The organism is Streptomyces sp. RPT161 (assembly GCF_027533845.1).
GTDB classification, from domain to species: domain Bacteria; phylum Actinomycetota; class Actinomycetes; order Streptomycetales; family Streptomycetaceae; genus Streptantibioticus_A; species Streptantibioticus_A silvisoli_A.
This window is the reverse complement of the sequence record NZ_JAPZVN010000081.1, coordinates 1-1120: the sequence shown is the minus strand read 5'-3', so window position 1 is coordinate 1120 and position 1120 is coordinate 1. Positions and strand designations below refer to the sequence as shown.

The 1120-nt window shown below is 69.2% G+C and carries 1 protein-coding gene; it reads right to left on the bottom strand.

Annotation, left to right across the window (positions count from 1 at the left end; genetic code table 11):
- A partial coding sequence (locus O5O46_RS34985; RefSeq protein ID WP_269859721.1) for a type I polyketide synthase occupies positions 1-1120 on the bottom strand: 1120 nt, incomplete at both ends.

The following is a 1120-nucleotide window of genomic DNA, read 5'->3' as shown; positions in this document are numbered from 1 at the left end:
AGCCTCGTCACCGGCGATGACGATCGATGTCGGCCCGTTGATCGCGGCGATGCTCACGCCCTCGACCAGCAGCGGGACAACCTCGTCCTCCGCCGCCTGGACCGCCACCATCGCGCCGCCGCCCGGGAGTTCCTGCATCAGACGCCCGCGAGCGGCCACCAACGTGCAGGCATCATCCAGCGACAGCACACCAGCGACATGCGCGGCGGCCAGCTCACCGATCGAGTGCCCGGCCAGGAAGTCAGGCTTCAGACCCCACGACTCGACGAGCCGGAACAGGGCCACCTCAACGGCGAACAACGCGGGCTGCGTGTAGGCGGTCTGGTCCAGCGCATCGGCATCGGTACCGAACAGCACCTCCTTGAGAGGCAGTTCGAACCGGCCACACACCTCGTCCAACGCCTCGGCGAAGACGGGATAGGACTCATACAGCTCCCGGCCCATCCCGATTCGCTGACTGCCCTGCCCGGTGAACAGGAACGCCAACTTCCCGGAGTCGGTCGCGCCTTCGAGGACGCCCGCCGCGCCGTGCCCCTCGACAAGCGCCGTCAGACCCGTGAGGAAGCCGTCCCGCTCCCCCGCCACCACGGCCGCGCGGTGCTCGAACGCCGCGCGCCCGGTGGCCAGCGAAAGGCCCACGTCCGCCAGGCCGAGGTCCGGATCGGCGGCCACATGCGCACGTAGCCGGTCGGCCTGCGCACGCAGCGCATCGGCGGTCCTGGCCGAAAGCACCCAGGGCAGCGCCTTCGGCGTGACCGGAGGCTGGTGGTCATCGGCAACGGACGGTGCCTGTTCGATGATCGTGTGTGCGTTGGTGCCGCTGATGCCGAACGAGGAGACCGCGGCCCGCCGCGGACGATCGGTCCGCGGCCACTCCCGCGCCTCGGTCAGCAGTTCAACCGCGCCCGCGGCCCAGTCGACATGCGGCGTCGGCTCGTCCACGTGCAACGTCTTCGGCAGCACACCATGCCGCATCGCCATCACCATCTTGATGATCCCGGCGACACCAGCGGCAGCCTGCGTATGACCCATGTTCGACTTGATGGAACCCAGCCACAACGGCTGGTCCTCGTCACGCTCCCGCCCATAGGTGGCAAGCAGCGCCTGCGCCTCGATCGGA